We start from the raw sequence: 19,725 nt of genomic DNA on the forward strand, positions 1-19,725 counted from the left end.
ATGTTATTAGATATTAACAATAATACAATCAAAAACTCCCCCTTTAGGGGGTTGGGGAGCTAAATGAACCAAAAGGATATAAAACGGGAAGGCAAAGGTACCGCGAAGTTATTTGACGAACGCAGTCTTGAGGCTGATTATGCCACACTGCCGCCCCTGCTCAAGCAAGGCTGGCGCGTGCTGGATATCGGTTGCGGAACCGGTGCTATCTCTAAGGGTATCGCTCAAATGGTTGGTTCTGAAGGGCATGTGACAGGGATTGATAACACGGCTTACTTTATCGAAAGCGGTAAAGAAACTTATGCTGATGTTAAGAACCTGGAGCTACTAAACGCCGACCTGTTCACCTACGAACCAAAAGAAAAGTTCGACCTGATCGTAGCCGCGAGGGTATTGCAATGGTTGAACAACCCGCAGGAAGCTGTGGCGAAATTAAAAAGCATGCTAAAGCCGGGTGGCATTTTATCCGTACTGGATTATAACCACGAAGCTTTGGAATGGCAGCCGGAACCACCTGCAAGTATGCGCCAGTTCTACGCTACCTTTTTAAGATGGCGTGGCGATGCCGGCATGAACAACCATATTGCCCAAGACCTGCCCAGTTACTTTACAGAAGCCGGTTTAGCTGATGTTGAGGTTTTGGATGCGAATGAATACTATAAAAAAGGGGATCCAAATTTCCTCTCGAAGATCGGGATCTGGTCGTCGGTAGCAAAATCGACCCAAATGGTTGAGGAAGGTTATATAACAGATGATGACCGCTTAAAGGCCATCGAAGATTATAACAAATGGATTGAAAGCGACGCGCAACTGATGGTGATGAAACTAAAAGAAGTACGCGGAGTAAATAAAATATAACACATTAAAAAAATCCCCCTTTAGGGGGTATGGGGGCATGGGAGTTAAAAAGCACATATTAGTAATACCCGGTGATGGCATCGGCCCCGAGGTTACCACCTGGGGCAAAGCCGTATTAGAAAAAATTGGCGCCGATTTTGGCCACGAGTTCACGTTCGACGAGGCCCTGATGGGCCACGCCGGTATCGAGGCCACAGGTAACCCACTGCCCGATGAAACTTTAGCAAAAGCAAAAGCCAGCGATGCCATACTGTTTGGCGCTATCGGCCATATCAAATACGATAACGACCCATCGGCAAAGGTTAGGCCAGAGCAGGGATTGCTGAAGATTCGTAAGGAACTTGGTTTGTATGCTAACCTGCGCCCCATCATGCTTTTTGATGAGTTATTAGATGCATCAAGCTTAAAACCCGAGATCCTGAAAGGAACAGACATCTTATTCTTCCGTGAGTTAACAGGTGATGTTTACTTCGGTGAAAAGAAACGCAGCGAAGACCGCAACACCGCGTCTGATCTGATGATCTATCACCGTTATGAGGTTGAACGCATCGCCACCAAAGCATTTGAAGCTGCCCGTGTACGTGGCAAAAGACTCTGCTCGGTAGATAAGGCAAATGTGCTGGAATCATCCCGGCTGTGGCGCGAGGTAGTACAGGATCTGGCCAAACAATACCCTGATGTAGAAACCGAACACATGTTCATCGATAACGCGGCCATGCAGCTGGTTAAAAACCCTAAAAAGTTTGATGTGGTATTAACCGCCAACCTTTTTGGTGATATCCTTACGGATGAGGCTTCGCAGATAGCAGGTTCTATGGGAATGCTTGCCTCCGCATCAATTGGTGATGGTACGGGTTTCTTTGAGCCTATCCACGGTTCGGCACATGATATTGCCGGGCAGGACAAAGCCAACCCGCTGGCCTCTATGCTATCAGTAGCACTAATGCTGGAGATCAGCTTCGGCCTGAAAGAGGAAGCTAAAAAGATAACCGACGCTATAGACAAAACTTTAAAAGCAGGTTTCCGCACCGGCGATATTGCCGATGCGAATACCGATAAAAGCAAAATATTAGGCACAAAAGCTATGGGGCAAAAAGTGCTGGAATACTTGTAAGAGCCCCAACCAAACCCTCCCCGGTAGGGAGGGCTTAAAAAGAATATTTAAAATAATAAAGTCTCCCCTACCGGGGGAGATTTAGAGGGGGCCAGGGCTAAACATGAAATGGAACGCTGAATTATATGACCAGAAACACGCATTTGTTTACCAGTTTGGTGAAAATGTGCTGGAGACATTGGATGCAAAAAAAGGCGAGCATATCCTTGATATTGGCTGCGGCACGGGCTATTTAACCCAGCAGATCCAAAATGCGGGGGCTATAGTAAAGGGCACTGATTACTCGCCCGATATGATAGCTCAGGCAAAAGCGAGCTATCCTGGTGTTGCCTTTGAAGTTGCCGATGCAAGCAAGTTTGACGAAGCGGATAAGTACGATGCTGTTTTCTCAAATGCCGTTTTACACTGGGTAAAAAACCAGGACGGCATGATGGACAGCGTTTACAAAAGTCTTAAACCCGGCGGCCGTTTTGTTGCCGAAATGGGCGGCAAAGGCAATGTAGGCAAACTAATAGCCGCTACCAAACAGGTGCTGGAGCAGCGGGGCTACCACAAACAGGCAAAAACGCAAGTGTGGTATTTCCCATCGCTGGGCGAATACGCCAGTCGTTTGGAAGCCCATGGGTTCAGGGTTACCTACGCGGTGCATTTCGACCGTAAAACCCCGCTGCAGGATGGCGACCAGGGCGTGGCAAAATGGATAACCATGTTTGCGCCATTATATCTGGTGGGCGTTCCTGCCGAAGAAAAGCAGGAAATGCTGAAAGAAGTTACCGCACTGCTCGAACCTCATTATAACGAGAACGGGCAATGGTATGCCGATTATAAAAGATTAAGATTTATAGCAGTAAAAGAGATATGAGTATTGAGATGTGAGATATGAGATTTTACATCATCAAGCCAAACAAATAAAAAAGAATATAACCCGATGAAAGATACGTGCTGAGCATTTTCAAAAATCTCACATCTCATATCTAACATCTCAAATCTAAAAGATTATGTTACACGATCCCAACCGCGTTTATGTTTTTGACACCACGCTTCGCGATGGCGAACAGGTACCGGGCTGCCAGCTGACAACCCCTGAAAAAATAGATATAGCCCGCGAACTCGAAGCGCTGGGCGTGGATATTATTGAAGCAGGTTTCCCGGTTTCAAGTCCAGGCGATTTTTTAAGCGTTGTAGAAATATCTAAAGCGGTAAAAGAGCCCATAGTTTGCGCGCTAACCCGCGCCAACAAAACGGATATTGATGTAGCGATAGAATCGTTAAAATACGCTAAACGCCCACGCATCCATACTGGTATCGGCTCGTCTGATACGCATATTAAGCTTAAATTCAACAGCACCCGCGAAGAAATATTGGAACGCGCCGTGGAAGCGGTTAAGTATGCTAAAAGGGCTGTAGAAGACGTTGAGTTTTATGCCGAAGACGCGGGCCGCGCGGATATTACCTTTTTAGCCCAAATGATAGAGGCGGTTATTACTGCCGGTGCAACTGTGGTAAATATCCCCGATACTAACGGCTATTGCCTGCCCGACCAATACGGCAGCAAGATCAAATACCTGAAAGAAAACGTAAAGAATATTGATAAGGCCATCATCTCGGTACATTGCCATAACGACCTGGGACTGGCAACAGCCAACTCGGTAGCCGGTTTACAGAACGGTGCCCGCCAGATAGAAGGAACTATTAACGGCATTGGCGAACGCGCGGGTAATACTTCTATTGAGGAAGTGGTGATGATCCTGAAAACACATTCGGCGCTTGGCTTGCATACCAATGTAAACAGCAAGAATTTTTACGAAATGAGCCGCATGATCAGCAGCCAGATGCGCATGCCGGTACAGCCTAATAAGGCTATAGTAGGCAGCAATGCATTTGCGCATAGCAGTGGCATTCACCAGGATGGATTTTTGAAGAACCGCGAGAATTACGAAATTATCCGCCCGGAAGATGTGGGATTCCCAAGCGCCAGCATCGTGCTTACCGCACGCAGCGGCCGCCACGCGCTTAAATTCCACCTGGAAAGGCTTGGCCACAAACTGGATAAAGATGAGCTTTACGATGCTTACAAACGCTTTTTAACGCTTGCTGATGCTAAGCTGGATATAAATGATGAAGACCTGCAGGGCTTAATGGCCTACAGGCTGGTAAAGAACTAAGTGATGGATACAGCAACGGAAGTGCATTTGGATTTTGACGCGGCTTACCAACGCCTTAAGGATGTGGTAAAACATACTCCCCTGGAGTATAACGAACGCCTGTCGGCAAAATACGAATGCGAGATTTATTTAAAACGCGAAGACCTGCAGATAGTACGCTCGTACAAATTAAGGGGCGCGTATAACCTGATAGCGCAGTTAAGCCAGGAACAACTTGATAAAGGCGTAGTTTGTGCCAGCGCGGGCAACCATGCGCAGGGCGTAGCTTATTCCTGTAAAAAAAAGGGCATTAAAGGCGTTATTTATATGCCCGAAATTACCCCGAAACAAAAAGTGAAACAAACGGAAATGTTTGGCAACGGCAATGTTGAACTGGTTTTAACCGGCGATACATTTGACGATTGCCTGCGCGAAGCTTTGATTTACACTAAGGAACACGGGCTTGCGTTTATCCCGCCGTTTGATGATTACCGCACCATTGAAGGCCAGGGGACTGTTGGCGTGGAGATATTGCAGGACCTGCCGAACTTTGACGTTGCCATCATGCCCATAGGCGGTGGTGGCCTGGCAGCGGGTATGGGCACTTATTTAAAACAACAGCTGCCAAACATTACCCTGATAGGCGTTGAACCCGAAGGCGCACCCTCTATGTTAACATCAATGAACAAAGGTGAAAACATTACGCTGGGCGATATTGACCGCTTTGTTGACGGCGCCGCCGTAAAACGTGTAGGCGATAAAACCTTTGCTATTTGCCGCGAATTATTGGATGAGATGCTTACCGTTCCCGAAGGAAAGGTTTGTACTACTATACTTAAGCTTTACAACGAAGATGCCATTGTGGTTGAACCTGCGGGAGCATTATCAGTAACGGCGCTTGATGCCGTTAAGGATAAAATAAAAGGTAAAAAGGTGGTTTGCGTTATCAGCGGTGGTAATAACGATATCGACCGCATGCAGGAGATCAAAGAGAAATCTTTACTGTATGAGGGATTGAAACATTACTTTATCGTGCGTTTCCCGCAACGCCCCGGTGCGCTTAAATTATTCGTGAACAATGTACTTGCCCCCGGCGATGATATTACCCGTTTCGAGTTCATCAAAAAAAACTCCAAGGAGAACGGCCCAGCACTTGTTGGCATCGAACTAAAGAATGCCGAAGATTATCCCGCGCTTTTGGAGCGCATGGCAGAACACCGTTTTGAAGTGATAGAACTGAATAGGGACCAAACTTTGTTTGAGTATTTGGTGTAACCGAAAGCTGCAATCGCTCGCCTCCTGGAGAGTGATAACTATTACAAGGCCTCCGGCCGCAGTGCATGGCGTTCGGCCGGAGGCCGCATAATAATGGTCACTCGGCTGGAGCCAAGCGACGACTTAATTAAAACGGCCGTGCTCTTATTGGCATCGAACTAAAAAAATACCGAGGACTATCCCGCGCTTTTGGAACGCATGGCAGAACACCGGTTTGAAGTGATAAAATTGAACAGATACCAGACTTTGTTTGAGTATTTGGTGTAAACAAGATCCATTAACCGCCGCAATCGCTCGCCTCCTGGCGAGTGATGACTATTACAAGGCCTCCGGCCGCAGTATTTTCTAAAATATCCGTTCGGCCAGAGGCTGTGTAATAATGGTCACCCGGCTGGAGCCGGGCGACTGCTTAATTGTCGTTTAGTATCTTCATCGCCTCCAACGCCGCTATTTGCCCCGATATCAACGCGGGCGGAACACCCGGCCCCGGCACAGTAAGCTGGCCGGTAAATAACAAGTTTTTGATTTGCTTTGCACGCATGCTCGGTTTAAAAAAGGCGGTTTGGGCAAGGGTATTGGCCAGGCCATAAGCATTCCCTTTAAAAGAATGATAATCTGCTTTAAAATCCTCAAGTGCATAGCTGCGCTTTACTACGATAGAATCACGGATGCTTTGGCCGGTTATGTGTTCAAAACGGTCTATCATTACATCAAAATATTTTTCGCGCGTAGCATTATCGTCGTTTAGTCCCGGAGCAATCGGCATTAAAAAGAATAGGTTCTCCCCTCCTTCCGGCGCCGCATCCGGGTCGGTTTTAGAGGTACAACACACATAAAATAAGGGCTTTGTTGGCCATTGTGGTTTTTTATAGATCTCTTTTGCATGCAGTTCAAAATCCTCGTCAAAAAATAAATTGTGGTGCTGTATGTTTGCTACCTTTTTATTGGTGCCAATATAAAACAACAAACTTGATGGCGACATGGTGCGGCTATTCCAGTATTTCTCAGTGTAATTCCGGTTTGGTTTTTCTAAAAGATACTGGTCGGTATGTTCGTAATCAGCACCGGAAATTATAAAGTCGGCCTGGTAAGCACCGTTGTCGGTTTGAATGGTATTGACTTGCCCACCAGCAACATCAATTTTTGTTACCTCTGTGTTCAGCTTTATATCTACACCATAGCTTTCGGCGATGCTTACCATGGCTTTCACTATCTCGTTCATGCCACCCATCGGGTACCAGGTGCCCAGGGCAAGGTCGGCATGGTTCATCATGCTGTACATGGCGGGTGTATCCTGCGGAGTAGCGCCCAAAAACAGCACCGGAAATTCCAGCAGTTTTATCAGCTTAGGGTTTTTAAAATATTGCCGCACATGGCTGCTCATGCTGGTGAGCAATTGCATGCTCAAACTTTTACGGATCAGGTTAAAGTCGATAAATTCGGTTATAGAATGTGAAGGGCGGAAAACATATTCGCCCATACCTACTTTATATTTATAAGCGGCCTGTTCTAAAAACTTGCGCAGGCCCGCGCTGCTGCCGGGTTCGATCCCGTCAAAAAGCTTTTCCAACTCGCCCATGTTAGCAGGGACGTCCAAGATGTCATCCTTACCATAATAAACTCGGTAGCCGGGGTCAAGGCGTTTCAGGTCGTAAAAATCAGACGGCTTTTTACCAAACAAAGCAAAAAAGTTTTCGAACACATCGGGCATCCAATACCAGCTTGGGCCCATATCAAACTTAAACCCGTCTTTTTCCCATACCCGTGCACGGCCGCCGGGTTGGTCGTTCTTTTCAAGCACTGTTACTTTATAGCCCTCTTTTGCCAGCACGCAAGCCGAAGCAAGCCCTGCAAAACCCGCCCCAATTACGATAACTTCTTTTTTATTGTCCATCTGTGGCCAAATTAAGCAAAAAAGCCTCTCCCCGGCCCTCTCCTTCAGAGAGGGAGTGAAAAAAATCCTTCCTGTCGGGCAGATTAAGCCCGGGCCTGAAACAATACAGCATTCATTTTGTACTTTTGATTGATGAACCTGTTCGACGAAACGTGCTTTGAATGCAGTAAACTTATTACAACCAAATACAGTACATCGTTTAGTACGGGCATCAAAGCCTTTGATAAACGTTTCAGGTACCCGGTTTACGCTATTTACGGGTTTGTGCGCTACGCGGATGAAATTGTAGATACCTTTTATGAGCACGACCAGCGCAAATTGATCGAGGAGTTTAAGGAAGAAACCTTTAAAGCTATAGACCGCGGCATCAGCATTAACCCTGTGCTGCAATCTTTTCAGCAGGTGGTTAATCAATACCATATCGAAAAAGAACTGATAAATGCCTTCCTCACATCCATGAAAATGGACCTGGATAAAATAGCTTACGATGATGAAGGGTATAAAAGTTACATCTACGGCTCGGCCGAGGTTGTTGGTTTAATGTGCTTGCGGATATTTTGCGAGAACGATGTACAGCTTTACGATAAACTGGTGCCAAAAGCTAAAAGCCTGGGTTCGGCATTCCAGAAAATAAACTTTTTGAGGGATATCAAGTCTGACTATGAAGACCGCGGCCGTACGTATTTCCCGGAGGTAGATTTTAGTAATTTTACCGAGGCGGATAAGCAGCTGATACAAACCGATATTAAAAAAGATTTTGATGACGCGTTTGAAGGAATAAAACAGTTGCCAAAAGGCAGCAGGCTGGGTGTATATGTAGCTTATGTTTACTATCTGCAGCTGTTTAAAAAAATTAAGGCCACAACCGCCTTAACTATTATGCAAAAACGTATAAGGGTGTCTGATACGCAAAAAATTGGCTTGTACTTTAAGGCCAGGCTGCATCAAAAATTGAATATAATTTAGCATAACTCTACCGTAAATGCCGATGCTTTTAAGATCAAAATATATACTAGTAACCGCGATATTATTGCTGTTTATACCCTTTAACAGCAGCAGGGGCAATACCGTACCCGATGATATACCCGGCCCGGACCCGCAAGTGATACGCAAATTACTGGTAAGCGCTATCAACAGCGGTAAAGTAACCGATTCGCTTTATAATAAGTTAGGCTCGATAAAAAATCCCAGCGGACTGGTCAGCGGGTACCTGGGCACCCTGCAGGCTTTGAAAGCAAAGCACTCCTGGAACCCATATTTTAAAATAAAACACCTTAACGATGCCGAAAAGACCTTCAAAAATGCAGTTACACGAGATCCGCATAATATCGAGATCCGTTTTATGCGGTTTTCGGTAGAGCATAATGTGCCCGGCTTTTTGGGTTATACCAAAAATCTGGTGGTTGACAGGCATGAGATCATCAGGCAAATCGACAAAAAACATTATGCATCGGCAGACGAGCCGCTTGTGAGAACCATAGTTACCTTCCTGCTCGATTCAAAACGGTGCACCCCTGCCGAGACCAGCAAACTTTCACAGCATTTAGCATCGTTATAGTGAAATACACTTACCTTATCATCAACCTGCTTACCGTGTTTTTCCCGGTGGTGCTATCATTTGATAAGCGTGTTGCCTTTGCAAAAAGCTGGCGGTTCATTTGGCCCGGCATGGCCATTACAGGTTTGCTGTTTTTGTTTTGGGATGTGTTGTTCACCGTTCATAGGGTGTGGTCTTTTAACGATAAGTATATCATAGGGCTAAAATTCTTTGGGCTACCATTGGAAGAAATCCTATTCTTTTTAACCGTACCCTTTGCCTGCATATTTATTTACGCCTGTTTAAATCATTATGTTAAATGGCATTTGAATAATGCTGTATCACGCGGCATCACTGTATTACTTTTGCTTGTTTCGGCTTTTTTGGTAACGGGTAACTTTGACAGGCTATACACAGCCGTTACTTTTTCCCTGCTGGCCATCATCCTGTTATTACTATTATTTACGAAGGCACCCTGGCCGGGCACATTTTACGTGGCATACCTGGTATCGCTTATACCTTTTTATCTGGTGAATGGCCTGCTTACCTCGATACCTGTTGTAGTATATAACAACGCGCAAAACTTGGGCATCCGGGTTGGTACCATCCCTGTGGAAGATCACTTTTACAGTATGGCCTTGCTGCTGATGAATGTTGGCTTTTTTGAGTATTTTAAGAACCGGAGAAAACCTGCCCTATGACTACTGAACTACCCATATATACCAAATCACAACTCGCCCTGCGCAACGGGCAGGATAAGCCCCAGGTATGGGTGGCCTACAAGGGCATCATATACGATGTTACCGAAAGCCGCTTATGGCGCGATGGCAAACACTACGAGCACTGGGCAGGCCAGGACCTTACCAACGAACTGCCTGATGCCCCGCATACCGAGACCGTTTTTGAAAAATTTACTGCCATAGGAATGTTGGTTTAAGAGCCAAAGTGTTCACGTTCACGATACACGACCAACGTGAAATAAACATGAACACCTGATTATCAAATAGTTGAATGTTTGATTACTGACAAAATGATGTCACCACTAAGTTGATAATTTTTTATTATACGGTATTGGCTAATCACTTTGCTTTCCCACAAAAAAACCCGCCCGAAGGCAGGTTTTCTGTATATATGTTGAGTTTATTATATTTTAGTTTTCGGCGTAGATAGGTTTTGCAACACCGTTATCGTAAGCTTTCAAATTCTTTTTAAGCAATTTACGGGCTACGTGGATACGGGTTTTAACAGTACCGATAGGTATGGTTAAATGATCTGCTATCTCATGATATTTGTGGCCTTCAAAATACATAGTAAAAGGCACATAGTAATCTGATGGAAGCCTGTCTAAAGCGCGTTTGATATCATCCATAACAAACTTAGCTTCGCCCTGGTTTTTAGTAGAGCTGAATACAAGGTTCGGAGAAGATATCTCGTCGCTTTTGGTAACAAAAGTGCTCATTTTAACAAAACGGCGATAGTTGTTGATGAAGGTGTTTTTCATGATGGTATACAACCATCCTTTTAAGTTGGTGCCTTCTTTAAACTTGTTGTAGTAAGTTATGGCTTTCAACATTGTATCCTGAACAAGGTCGTTAGCATCATCTGCGTCGTGGGTGAAGTGTAAGGCGTATGACCTTAGCGAAGTCGCCTGACGTAATACAAGGGTGTTAAACTCAATCTTTGTCATTCTGTTAATGTTTTATATTGAGTAATAGGCAAACATGATACCAGTTTATGAAAAGCGTATGAAATTGCAGAAGCGCCTTGTTCAGCAACAGATAGGCAACAGAATTTACCGCATTCGATAAAATTCAACACAAATAACTGTAAACAAGCTATTTACAGTTAAATATCACAGAAATGTATAATTAATAAGCTTTTGGTAAATTCTTAAAACAAATAGTTGTTTAACTTACTGTAGATGAGTGGTGTGCGAAATTATATTCTTAATTAAGTTAATTAACTTATAATATTAACCTCGCGCTGCAGGGTAACGCCAAATTTAGTGTACACACTGTCTATGATTTGCGACGAAAGACTGTACACTTCTTCGCCCGTTGCGCCGCCGTGGTTCACTAATACCAGCGCCTGGTTTTTCCAGGTACCGGTATTCCCAACGGTTTTACCCTTCCAGCCGCATTGCTCAATAAGCCAGCCCGCGGCCAGTTTTATTTGTCCGTCGGGCATGGGGTAGTTTACAATATCCGGGAATTGCTCTTGCAACAAGCCAAACTGCACAGCACCTATCACAGGATTTTTAAAAAAGCTGCCCGCGTTGCCAATAGTTGATGGGTCGGGCAATTTAGAAACGCGGATATGCGATACCACCTGCGATACATCTTCGATAGTAGGCTGGGTGATGCCGCGGTTAACCAGTTCCTGCTCTATCGCGCCATATTTTAAGTTGATATTTGGTTTAAGCGACAAATGAAACTTAACCCCTACAATGATATACTGCCCGGCCAGCTCGGTTTTAAAAACACTTTCGCGGTAGCCAAATTTGCAATCTTCTTTTGTGAAAGTGCGGAAAGCACCGGTGGCTATCTCAAACGTGCGGCAGCTTGCAAAAACATCCTTGAGTTCCACCCCGTAAGCGCCAATATTTTGTATGGGCGATGCACCAACCGAGCCGGGGATTAGGCTCAGGTTTTCCATACCCGCATAGTTGCGGTCCACACAAAAGTTCACCAGGTCGTTCCATACCTCACCGGCGCCAACCTCTACAAATACATCATCGTGACTAATGCGGTGTTCAATCCCGCGGATATTCATGCGGATGATGAGCCCTTCAAAATCCTTAACCAACAGCATATTACTGCCGCCACCTATTACCAGGCGATCTGTACTTAGCCATTGCGGGTCGGCAAAAAGCTCAACCAGTTCATCCTCATGGCTTATTTCGGCAAAGTAGCGGGCATTAGCATCAATACCAAAAGTGTTGAATTTTTTAAGTGATACGTTTTCCTGTATTTGCAGCATGGGGTGATGATTTTGGATGGGGGCGAATTTCGGAATTTTTATCGGGATGCGATAGTTTTGAAAAGTCAATTAACTATATTCATCAAAATTTACACCCTCAATGAAACCTAAATCATTACTCATCGCATTTTTATTATCCTGCATATTAGTTCCGGCATCGGCGCAGGATTTTAAAAGCAGGTTTAAAGAGATCTTCCCCAAAGGAAATGCTGATTCGACGCTCAGCTTGCTCAACCAATGGCGCAAAGCCACCCCAAACGATCCTGAGTTTTATGTTTACGCTTATAACTTTTACGCGAAGGAAGGCCTAAAAGAAGTGGTGGCCATGACAACGGTACAGCCCGACGGAAAATCGTTTGAAATAAAAGATAAAGACAAAAAAGTAGTTGGATACTTAGGCAGCACCAATAATCATAACGACGCCTATCTGCAAAAGGGCTTTAATTATATCGACACCGGCATCAGCAAATACCCCGACAGGCTGGATATGCGGTTTGGGAAAGTATATATACTTGGCCGCATCAAAAACTATAAGCTATTTACTGAGGAAATTATTAAAGCGATAAATTATGGTGAAACCATCAATTTAAAATGGAAATGGACGGAAGGCAAACCAGTGGAGGATCCGAAAGAATTTATGCTTTCGGGAATACAGGAATATGTTGTACAGCTATTTAACGAAAACGATGATAAGTACATCGACAATATTAAAAATATAGCGCTAACGGTGTTAAAATACCACCCGGACCACGTTGAAAGTCTTTCCAACCTGGCCATCAGCTATCTTGTAAACAAAGATTACCGGGGTGCGTTGCAGCCGCTTTTAAAAGCCGAAAAGCTTAACCCGAAGGATTACATTGTGCTAAATAATATTGCTTATTCGTACAGCTTTTTAGGCGATAAACCCAACGCCCTTAAATATTACGAACTTGTAATTAAATACGGCGATGACGAGGCTAAAAAAACAGCTGCCGAAAAGATAGATCAATTAAAAAAGTAATTGCATAAACCATTTTCAAACGATACGTTTAAAACGTTATGCCAATAACAATGATCAAAGCAGCATCAGCAATTAAAAAAGCATGTACGCGACACCAGCTTACATTAGATAAGATAAATTTCGATTTTAATAACTTTTCAACGCTCCCCAAAGGCGATAATTTTAAACTAACAAACTGCTGGAAATTTACCGGAATATCCGAGCAAGCTTTTATAGTTTCTTATTCAAATTCGTATCGTTTAGCGATTGTCAAGCCCGAAATAGATTATCGTCCATACCATGTAACTTCAGATTATTTAGCTGCTTATATTATATTTAAGGATGACACCCCTGATACGATAATTCAACCCATAACGTTTGCTGAAATGGTTATGAATATCTTGTTTCATCAAAATATCAAGATCCCGATGCATTCAGGTTTCAATAAGAAATATCTATTGCAATCAGGTGATAAAAACCGGATTGTTGAAATTCTGATTGCTGGGGTTATCGAGATTTTTGAACTTCAAGACGATTTGCACTTGGAAATTAGAAACAATGAATGCCTAATTTATTTATTAAGACCCATACAGGAAAATGATGGTTTAACATTGGCTAACATCACTAAAAAATTACTTAATAGATAGTATTACCCTCTACCTTTAAACCACTTCTTCCCCACCACCAATAACCCAAACTCTTCCGACGGATTTTTCTCTGTTGATTTATGGTGAATTTTATGTGCCCTGCGGATGGCAGAAAGGTACCGGTTATTGCTCCTGAAAGCTTTAAAGCGGTTATGAATAAACCAATCGTGGAAGATGAAATAGATGGTGCCGTAGGCGCTGATACCGGTGCCTATCCAAAAGCGGTAATCCAGCGTGATATGCCCCACCCACATCAGCCATAAGGCCAATGCCGCAAAACCAATACTGAACAGGTCGTTCAGCTCGAACCAGCCATGGCGCTGCTGATGGTGCGTTTTATGAATAAACCATAGTGGCCCATGGAAAAGGTATTTATGCATAGCCCAGGAGAGGGCTTCCATGGTCGCTATGGTTGCTATTACTATGGCGATGTTTACGATTTGTTGCAATGTTGTAAAGTTGGAATGTTGTAAGGTTATTTTTTCTTCTTATCAGCTTCAAACTTCTTTAAGTAATCGATTAAGGATTTCGTCTTTGACGAAAACTCAACACTTTTTGCATACAATGTTTCATATACAACCTTATCCAATTTACCTGCCTGGTTAAGAATAATCAATTTATTCCTAAACTCACCTGATGACCCTTTAGCGTAATTCAAATAACGAACAAAGTCGGGATTATTATTATATTCAAATCCTTCAGCAATATTATCAGACATTGAACAGGCAGCCCGCCTGATCTGATCTTTCATGCCCCAATCGGATTTCAACGGCTCCAAATCGCAAAGCAGATAAACATCAACAGCAATCGACATGCCTATTTTCCAAATATCCAGGTCTTCAAACTTATTGAACTTGCTCAAAACATTTCAACTTTAAAACATTACAACCTTACAACAAGACTAAATATGTATCGCTCTGTTTTCCGTTGCTGCTAAACAAGCTTCGCGCATGGCTTCGGTGTAGGTTGGGTGGGCGTGGCTGGCGCGGGTTACGTCCTCGGCACTGGCGCGGAACTCCATCGCGATAACCGCTTCGGCTATCATATCCGCGGCACGCGGGCCTATCATATGTACGCCAAGGATCTCGTCGGTAGTAGCATCAGCCAATACCTTTACAAAACCATCAAGGTCGCCGCTTGCACGGGCACGGCCACTGGCTTTGAACGGGAACGACCCAACCTTGTACTTAGTACCGACTTCTTTCAATTGCTCTTCGGTATAACCAACCGCGGCAACTTCGGGCCAGGTATAAACAACGCCAGGGATCAGGTTATAGTTGATGTGTGGTTTTTGCCCGGCGATCAGTTCGGCAACAAAGGTGCCCTCATCTTCGGCCTTGTGGGCAAGCATAGCGCCTTTTATCACGTCGCCAATGGCGTAAACGCCTTTAACGCTGGTTTCCAGGTGCTCGTCAACCGTAATTTTGCGGCCACGCTCTTCAACGGTGATACCAATTTTATCCAGGCCTAAACCATCGGTATAAGCAATACGGCCAACGGCAACCATACAGTAGTCGCCTTTAAGTTCTTGTTTCTCTCCCTTAGGGTTATCAAACGTAACGGTAACCTCTTTGCCTTTGGCAGTAGCGCCTGTAACCTTGTGGCCCAGGTAAAATTCCATGCCCAATTTCTTTAACACTTTCTGTAGCTCGCGACCCAGGCCCTTATCCATAGTTGGGATAATGCCGTCCATAAACTCGATCACCGATACTTTGGCACCCAAACGCGCGTAAACCGAACCCAATTCCAAACCGATAACCCCGCCACCGATCAAGATCAGGTGCTTAGGAATTTCAGTCAGCGTTAAGGCTTCGGTAGAGGTAATAATGCGTTTCTTGTCTATCTTCAGGAAAGGCAGGCTCGATGGTTTTGAACCGGTGGCGATGATCACCTTTTCGGTAGTTAGCTCGGTAGTTTTACCATCGGCAGCAGTAACAATAATGATGTTTTTATCTTTAAACGACCCTACACCTACGTGTACGTCTATCTTGTTTTTCTTCATCAGGTAGGTGATACCGCTGGTATTGGCATCAACAACTTCCTGCTTGCGTTTTATCATCTGGCCAAAATCAATACCCAGGTTGTCAAGCTTAATACCATGGGTAGTGAAAGTGTGCGCAGCGTTATGGTAATGTTCGGACGAATCCAGCAAAGCTTTCGACGGGATACAGCCCACGTTGAGGCAGGTACCGCCAAGGGTGTTGTATTTTTCGATAATGGCGGTTTTCATACCCAGTTGGGCGCAGCGTATTGCCGCCACATAACCACCCGGACCAGAACCTATAACGATAACATCATATTGCATAACAGTGTATTTTGGTGGCCAAAGTTAAGGAATATTAACACCCCAATAAATAGGTAATTGATTAAAATGTGAGGGGATTGACATTAGCCCCTCCCAACCCTCCCCGAAAGGGAGGGCTTTAAAGTCTCCCCTTCCGGGGGAGATTTAGAGGGTACTTTTGTAACACTATTATCACGCTTCGCATTTTTACAATATACTTAGTAAATTACGCCATCAATAACTACTGACCATCATGAAAAAACTCTCTGCATTATTAATTGTAATGGCTGTAAGCTGTAGTATGCTGTTTGCCCAAAGCGCATACGTACAGGAGCATTACACCAAAAAAGATGTTTACATTACCATGCGCGATGGGGTAAAGCTGTTTACCTCTATCTACACGCCAAAGGATGCATCAAAGGCCAACAAATACCCTATCATGATGCAGCGTACCTGCTACAGCATTGCGCCTTACGGCGAAACAAAATATCCCGGCAACCTGGGGCCATCAAAATACATGATGCAGGAAGGCTACATATTTGTGTACCAGGACGTGCGCGGCCGCTACAAAAGCGAAGGCACCTGGACCAACATGACCCCGGTTATCGACAACAAAAAAGGAAAAACTGATGTGGACGAAGGCTCTGACACTTACGATACCATCGACTGGCTGATAAAAAATGTGACAGGCAACAACGGCAAAGTTGGCCAGTGGGGTATCAGTTACCCGGGTTTTTATGCTGCCGCGGGTATCCTGAGCAATCACCCGGCACTAAAGGCCTCGTCGCCGCAGGCGCCTATTTCCGATTTCTTTTTTGACGATTTTCACCATAACGGCGCGTTTATACAAAGCTACTTTTTCACCTTCCCGGTGTTTGGGGTGCAAAAAACAGATACCACCAGCAAAGCATGGTACGGCAGCCAATCCGTTAAAACCAACACCCGCGATGGCTACCAGTTCCTGCTTGACCTTGGCCCGCTAAAAAATGCCGACAAATACTACAAAGACAACTTTTTTTGGCAGGAAACCATTAACCACCCAAATTACGACGAGTTTTGGCAAAAACGCGGTTTGCTAAAACACTATAATAAAGTAAAACCCGCTGTGATGCTGGTAGGCGGCTGGTTTGATGCCGAGGATTTGACAGGGCCGCTGGCTATTTACAAAACCATCGAAAAGAAAGACCCTAACGCTTATAACACCATTGTAATGGGCCCGTTTGGGCATGGCCGGTGGTCGCGCGAGACGGGGCACACCATGCACAGTAATATTTATTTTGGCGATAGCATTGCCACCTTCTACCAGAAAAACATCGAGCAAAAATTCTTTAACCATTTCCTTAAAGGTAACGGCGATAAAAATTCCGGCCTGCCCGAAGCGTATATGTACAATACCGGCAAAAAGGAATGGCAAACATTTGCCAAATGGCCTGCTGCCGAAGCTACACACATGAAGTTTTACCTGGATAACAATGCCAAACTAACTTCGACAGCGCCTGCTGCAACAGGCAGCACCAGTTTTGTAAGCGACCCGATGAAACCGGTACCATATACCGAGGATAACACCACCACAATGGGCTTTACCCCGCACAATTACATGAGCGAGGACCAGCGCTTTGCCGGCCGCCGTACGGATGTACTGGTTTACCAAACAGATGTTTTGGCTGATGATGTTACCCTTGGCGGCGAGATCATGGCAAACCTTAAGGTTGCTACCACCGGCACAGATGCCGACTGGATAGTAAAACTGATTGATGTTTACCCACCCGATGAACCTAACAACGCGTACATGCCAAACAAAAACATCATCCTGAGCAATTACCAGCAAATGGTACGTTCCGAGATCATGCCGGCACGTTTCCGCGATGGTTTTGAGAAGGCTGTGCCGATGGTGGCCAACCAAAAAACGGATGTGAATTTCCGCCTGCAGGATGTATTGCACACCTTTAAAAAAGGCCACCGCATTATGATACAGGTACAAAGCACATCGTTCCCGCTGTATGCGCGTAACCCGCAAAAATTTGTAGAGAATCCATACAAAGCCGCCGAAAGCGATTATCAGAAAGCTACGCAAACCGTGTTTAATGATAGCTTTATAGATGTGGAGGTGTTGAAGTAAGTTTAGCGATTAGAGAATGGTGATTAGATATTAGTTAGCATTAAATCCCTCTCACCACCATGTCATTGCGAGGAGCAGCGCAGGGAAGGTGCGCAGGAGCGACGTGGCAATCTCGTCGCCCCTGCATAACCCACGTGCTTCCGATGAGATTGCCACGCTATCGCTCGCAATGACATATTTAAAATTGAAAAATATATAAAAATGAAATTACGCATCCTTGCTCTTTTTATCCTAAGCGGCCTTACCGCTCACGCCCAGCTTGGCGCGCAAAAAGAAACCTTTACCCGTGCCGATACCCTGCGGGGGATGCTTACCCCCTTGCGTACCTGTTACGATATCAACTACTACCACCTGGATGTAAAGTTTGATATCGATAACAAATTCATTAGCGGTAATGTGCTTTTTAAGTACACTGCTACGCAGGATTTTACCAAACTACAGTTCGATCTGTTCGCTAATCTAAAAATTGAGAAAGTGGTTTACAAGGGTAAAGAAATCCCTTATACCCGCGAATTTAACGCCGTGTTTGTAACCTTCCCGCAAACTATAAAAAATGGCAGCAAAGATGAGTTTACCGTTTATTACTCGGGCAACCCAACCATTGCCAAACGTGCCCCCTGGGATGGCGGTGTGGAATATAATGTAGATTCCCTTGGCCATAAATGGGTATCAACTGCATGCCAGGGCATGGGTGCCAGCGTTTGGTGGCCAACAAAAGACCACCAGGCCGATGAGGTTGACAGCGCCCTCATCAGCATAAGCGTACCCAACGGCCTTAAAGATGTAAGTAACGGCCGCCTGCGTAAGGTTACCAAACTAAAGGATGGTTACACCCGGTTCGACTGGTTTGTGGCCAACCCCATTAACAATTATAATATTGAGGCCAACATTGGCGACTATGTACATTACAGCGATACCTACATGGGCGAAAAAGGTAAGCTTACCATGGATTTTTGGCCGTTGAGCTACAACCTGGAGAAAGCCAAAAAACATTGGGGCGCAAACGCCAAACCTATGCTGAAAGCTTTTGAACACTGGTTTGGCCCCTACCCTTTTTACGAGGACGGGTATAAACTGGTAGAAACACATCACCTGGGCATGGAGCACCAAAGCGGTACGGCATATGGCAACCATTACCAGAACGGGTACTTAGGCCGCGACCTGTCTGGTACCGGGTGGGGCTTAAAATGGGATTTTATTGTGGTTCACGAGAGCGGCCACGAATGGTTTGCCAATAACATCACCAGTAAAGACCTGGCCGATATGTGGATCCACGAAGGCTTTACCAACTACAGCGAATCGTTATTTATCGAGGATAACTGGGGGAAACAAGCCGGGCAGGAATATGTGCACGGCACGCGCCTGGGTATCCAGAACGACCGCCCTATCATTGGCCCCTATAACGTAAACAAAGAAGGATCGGGCGATATGTACCCTAAAGGTGGTAATTTGCTCAATATGATCCGTACGATCATCAACGATGACGAAAAATGGCGGGGTATACTGCGCGGGCTTAACAAAACCTTTTACCATCAAACCGTTACCCACGAACAAATTGTGGGCTACATAAACGAGCAAAGCGGTAAAAACCTTACGCCTGTATTTGATCAGTATTTAAAGCATGCCAATATCCCAACGCTTGACTTTATGACCATAAACGGCAAGCTGATGTGCAAATGGATAGCCGATGTACATGACTTTAATATGCCGGTAAGGGTACGCATAAAAGGCGGCCAATACCAGTTTATCACCCCAAAAACACGCTATACACCGGTTGCCATTGATGGAGCAACTAAGGATAATATTGAGGTGGATACTTTTAATTATTATATAGGGGTGCTGGTGAATTAAGGATCAATTCTTTTTGTCATGCTGAACGTAGTGAAGCATCTACT

At 44.8% G+C, this 19,725-nt stretch carries 19 protein-coding genes; 13 read left to right on the top strand and 6 right to left on the bottom strand.

The features are described 5' to 3' along the window. Positions 1-63: 63 nt before the first annotated feature. The 5 genes from EWM62_RS11600 (at position 64) to ilvA (ending at position 5,391) form a co-directional block, all read left to right on the top strand. Entirely contained in the window at positions 64-858 is a 795-nt protein-coding gene (locus tag EWM62_RS11600) for a class I SAM-dependent methyltransferase (RefSeq protein ID WP_129876832.1), read from the top strand. Between the two features lie 37 nt (positions 859-895). Then, positions 896-1,972, top strand: a complete 1,077-nt coding sequence (gene leuB / locus EWM62_RS11605; RefSeq protein WP_129876833.1) for a 3-isopropylmalate dehydrogenase — start codon at positions 896-898, stop codon at positions 1,970-1,972. Between the two features lie 103 nt (positions 1,973-2,075). Beyond that, positions 2,076-2,834 (top strand): class I SAM-dependent methyltransferase, encoded by a 759-nt coding sequence (locus tag EWM62_RS11610; protein ID WP_129876834.1) that lies wholly within the window; start codon positions 2,076-2,078, stop codon positions 2,832-2,834. Between the two features lie 136 nt (positions 2,835-2,970). Then, on the top strand, positions 2,971-4,137 hold the full coding sequence (locus tag EWM62_RS11615) for a 2-isopropylmalate synthase (protein ID WP_129876835.1): 1,167 nt from the start codon (positions 2,971-2,973) through the stop codon (positions 4,135-4,137). Between the two features lie 3 nt (positions 4,138-4,140). Then, complete coding sequence (gene ilvA, locus EWM62_RS11620) at positions 4,141-5,391, top strand: threonine ammonia-lyase IlvA (RefSeq protein ID WP_129876836.1); 1,251 nt, start codon at positions 4,141-4,143, stop codon at positions 5,389-5,391. 409 nt (positions 5,392-5,800) lie between these two features. On the opposite strand, the gene EWM62_RS11625 is transcribed toward ilvA, so the two are convergent. Beyond that, positions 5,801-7,285 (bottom strand): phytoene desaturase family protein, encoded by a 1,485-nt coding sequence (locus EWM62_RS11625; RefSeq protein WP_129876837.1) that lies wholly within the window; start codon positions 7,283-7,285, stop codon positions 5,801-5,803. 132 nt (positions 7,286-7,417) lie between these two features. Here EWM62_RS11625 and EWM62_RS11630 point away from each other — a divergent pair, with 132 nt between their 5' ends. From EWM62_RS11630 to EWM62_RS11645, 4 genes are read left to right on the top strand one after another with little or no spacing between them, the layout of a single operon-like run. Then, positions 7,418-8,251 carry a phytoene/squalene synthase family protein gene (locus tag EWM62_RS11630; RefSeq protein ID WP_129876838.1) on the top strand — a complete coding sequence of 278 codons (834 nt, stop codon included), beginning with the start codon at positions 7,418-7,420 and terminating at the stop codon, positions 8,249-8,251. A gap of 22 nt (positions 8,252-8,273) precedes the next feature. Next, a complete protein-coding gene (locus tag EWM62_RS11635) occupies positions 8,274-8,843 on the top strand; it encodes a hypothetical protein (protein ID WP_129876839.1) in 570 nt (189 codons plus the stop codon). Then, on the top strand, positions 8,843-9,523 hold the full coding sequence (locus tag EWM62_RS11640; RefSeq protein WP_129876840.1) for a lycopene cyclase domain-containing protein: 681 nt from the start codon (positions 8,843-8,845) through the stop codon (positions 9,521-9,523). Before EWM62_RS11635 ends, EWM62_RS11640 begins: the two co-directional genes overlap by 1 nt. Further along, a complete protein-coding gene (locus EWM62_RS11645) occupies positions 9,520-9,759 on the top strand; it encodes a cytochrome b5 domain-containing protein (protein ID WP_129876841.1) in 240 nt (79 codons plus the stop codon). Before EWM62_RS11640 ends, EWM62_RS11645 begins: the two co-directional genes overlap by 4 nt. Before the next feature lie 213 nt (positions 9,760-9,972). On the opposite strand, the gene EWM62_RS11650 is transcribed toward EWM62_RS11645, so the two are convergent. Together EWM62_RS11650 and murB are read right to left on the bottom strand one after the other, a co-directional pair. Further along, positions 9,973-10,509, bottom strand: a complete 537-nt coding sequence (locus EWM62_RS11650; RefSeq protein ID WP_129876842.1) for an RNA polymerase sigma factor — start codon at positions 10,507-10,509, stop codon at positions 9,973-9,975. A gap of 272 nt (positions 10,510-10,781) precedes the next feature. After that, positions 10,782-11,801 carry a UDP-N-acetylmuramate dehydrogenase gene (murB, locus tag EWM62_RS11655; protein ID WP_129876843.1) on the bottom strand — a complete coding sequence of 340 codons (1,020 nt, stop codon included), beginning with the start codon at positions 11,799-11,801 and terminating at the stop codon, positions 10,782-10,784. Between the two features lie 100 nt (positions 11,802-11,901). Here murB and EWM62_RS11660 point away from each other — a divergent pair, with 100 nt between their 5' ends. Further along, positions 11,902-12,801: a tetratricopeptide repeat protein gene (locus EWM62_RS11660; RefSeq protein ID WP_129876844.1), complete on the top strand. Its 900-nt coding sequence runs from the start codon at positions 11,902-11,904 to the stop codon at positions 12,799-12,801. A 50-nt stretch (positions 12,802-12,851) separates the two neighbouring features. Further along, positions 12,852-13,427: a hypothetical protein gene (locus EWM62_RS11665; protein ID WP_129876845.1), complete on the top strand. Its 576-nt coding sequence runs from the start codon at positions 12,852-12,854 to the stop codon at positions 13,425-13,427. Between the two features lie 2 nt (positions 13,428-13,429). Here the strand turns inward: EWM62_RS11665 and EWM62_RS11670 are convergent, their stop codons facing one another. The 3 genes from EWM62_RS11670 to lpdA are packed head-to-tail and all read right to left on the bottom strand — an operon-like array spanning position 13,430 to position 15,732. Next, positions 13,430-13,876: a sterol desaturase family protein gene (locus EWM62_RS11670; RefSeq protein WP_129876846.1), complete on the bottom strand. Its 447-nt coding sequence runs from the start codon at positions 13,874-13,876 to the stop codon at positions 13,430-13,432. Positions 13,877-13,902: 26 nt separating this feature from the next. Beyond that, positions 13,903-14,289, bottom strand: coding sequence for a four helix bundle protein (locus EWM62_RS11675; RefSeq protein ID WP_129876847.1), 387 nt, complete (start codon positions 14,287-14,289; stop codon positions 13,903-13,905). A 39-nt stretch (positions 14,290-14,328) separates the two neighbouring features. After that, complete coding sequence (lpdA, locus tag EWM62_RS11680) at positions 14,329-15,732, bottom strand: dihydrolipoyl dehydrogenase (RefSeq protein WP_129876848.1); 1,404 nt, start codon at positions 15,730-15,732, stop codon at positions 14,329-14,331. Between the two features lie 232 nt (positions 15,733-15,964). On the opposite strand from lpdA, the gene EWM62_RS11685 reads away from it, so the two are divergent. Together EWM62_RS11685 and EWM62_RS11690 are read left to right on the top strand one after the other, a co-directional pair. Beyond that, the gene (locus EWM62_RS11685) at positions 15,965-17,830 is read left to right on the top strand and encodes a CocE/NonD family hydrolase (protein WP_129876849.1); all 1,866 of its coding nucleotides are present in this window, start codon (positions 15,965-15,967) and stop codon (positions 17,828-17,830) included. 201 nt (positions 17,831-18,031) lie between these two features. Further along, positions 18,032-19,681 (top strand): M1 family metallopeptidase, encoded by a 1,650-nt coding sequence (locus EWM62_RS11690; protein WP_129876850.1) that lies wholly within the window; start codon positions 18,032-18,034, stop codon positions 19,679-19,681. Positions 19,682-19,725 lie beyond the last annotated feature (44 nt).

It is taken from the genome of Mucilaginibacter terrigena (assembly GCF_004168255.1).
In the GTDB taxonomy this organism is placed as follows: domain Bacteria; phylum Bacteroidota; class Bacteroidia; order Sphingobacteriales; family Sphingobacteriaceae; genus Mucilaginibacter; species Mucilaginibacter terrigena.

Coding starts and splice junctions, on each gene's coding strand:
- EWM62_RS11690 (WP_129876850.1), top strand. CDS start 18,032: ATGAAATTACGCATCCTTGCTCTTTTTATCCTAAGCGGCCTTACCGCT.
- EWM62_RS11685 (WP_129876849.1), top strand. CDS start 15,965: ATGAAAAAACTCTCTGCATTATTAATTGTAATGGCTGTAAGCTGTAGT.
- leuB (WP_129876833.1), top strand. CDS start 896: ATGGGAGTTAAAAAGCACATATTAGTAATACCCGGTGATGGCATCGGC.
- EWM62_RS11625 (WP_129876837.1), bottom strand. CDS start 7,285: ATGGACAATAAAAAAGAAGTTATCGTAATTGGGGCGGGTTTTGCAGGG.
- murB (WP_129876843.1), bottom strand. CDS start 11,801: ATGCTGCAAATACAGGAAAACGTATCACTTAAAAAATTCAACACTTTT.
- EWM62_RS11615 (WP_129876835.1), top strand. CDS start 2,971: ATGTTACACGATCCCAACCGCGTTTATGTTTTTGACACCACGCTTCGC.
- EWM62_RS11645 (WP_129876841.1), top strand. CDS start 9,520: ATGACTACTGAACTACCCATATATACCAAATCACAACTCGCCCTGCGC.
- ilvA (WP_129876836.1), top strand. CDS start 4,141: ATGGATACAGCAACGGAAGTGCATTTGGATTTTGACGCGGCTTACCAA.
- EWM62_RS11600 (WP_129876832.1), top strand. CDS start 64: ATGAACCAAAAGGATATAAAACGGGAAGGCAAAGGTACCGCGAAGTTA.
- EWM62_RS11635 (WP_129876839.1), top strand. CDS start 8,274: ATGCTTTTAAGATCAAAATATATACTAGTAACCGCGATATTATTGCTG.
- EWM62_RS11630 (WP_129876838.1), top strand. CDS start 7,418: ATGAACCTGTTCGACGAAACGTGCTTTGAATGCAGTAAACTTATTACA.
- EWM62_RS11610 (WP_129876834.1), top strand. CDS start 2,076: ATGAAATGGAACGCTGAATTATATGACCAGAAACACGCATTTGTTTAC.
- EWM62_RS11650 (WP_129876842.1), bottom strand. CDS start 10,509: ATGACAAAGATTGAGTTTAACACCCTTGTATTACGTCAGGCGACTTCG.
- EWM62_RS11665 (WP_129876845.1), top strand. CDS start 12,852: ATGATCAAAGCAGCATCAGCAATTAAAAAAGCATGTACGCGACACCAG.
- EWM62_RS11660 (WP_129876844.1), top strand. CDS start 11,902: ATGAAACCTAAATCATTACTCATCGCATTTTTATTATCCTGCATATTA.
- lpdA (WP_129876848.1), bottom strand. CDS start 15,732: ATGCAATATGATGTTATCGTTATAGGTTCTGGTCCGGGTGGTTATGTG.